We start from the raw sequence: 699 nt of genomic DNA, 5'->3' as shown, positions 1-699 counted from the left end.
ATATTAAGTCTGATAAACTTTTATATATAGAAGAGTAATCGTCGGTTTTGATTTTATTTATTCATATAGTGGTAGCATTCCCTATGTATATATCGTGTTCAGATATGGCAGTAGATCTTGAATCTTTTTCATATTCCACAAGCAAAAAATTACTTCTAATTTTATTTGCTATATCTGAGTTAGTAGGTACATAGGAAAAAATGGTCTTTAGAATTTGCTGTATGTTTCTGTCACTAATGCTGTATCCAATAAAGATAACAGGATTATGAATAAATAGTGAGAGTAATTGTGCTCTAATTAGTTCATATTTGTTATCGAAATAGTCATAATCTTGTTCTGTAATCGTTAGTTCGTAAGGGGCTGACACACAACCATGTATTTTATAGACAGAACCATAAGGATTACTTAAAAGTATGCTATTGCCTATTAGTGGTTCAAATTCAAAGAGTTGCTCAATCAATAAATCATAGTTCGTTGTGATGATTGATCCGATGTTTTTTCTCATCTTAATGAGTTCAGCTATCTCTTCGCTTTTTTCTTCTTTTAATTCTACAGTTGATAATAGCTGAGTAATATATATTTTAAATCTGCTTAAATTAATTCCCTTATCCATCTCTTTATAGAAAATATCATTTATTTCTTTAAACTTTCCATTTCTATCGTTAGACAAAGTTTCATTGAATTTTCTTTCTATATCAC

Annotated in this window: 1 protein-coding gene; it reads right to left on the bottom strand. The window is 28.8% G+C overall.

The window, feature by feature from the left end; translation table 11 throughout:
- Nucleotides 1-61: 61 nt before the first annotated feature.
- Nucleotides 62-699, bottom strand: a 638-nt coding sequence (locus tag ACNQ0W_RS25290) for an SIR2 family protein (RefSeq protein ID WP_417933303.1), incomplete at its 5' end; no start/stop codon positions are given.

Origin of the sequence: Enterobacter cloacae complex sp. 6730903 (assembly GCF_048283985.1) — a bacterium.
Classification (GTDB): domain Bacteria; phylum Pseudomonadota; class Gammaproteobacteria; order Enterobacterales; family Enterobacteriaceae; genus Enterobacter; species Enterobacter hormaechei_C.
The sequence above is the reverse complement of the archived record's forward strand: the minus strand, read 5'-3'. Positions and strand labels throughout refer to the sequence as shown.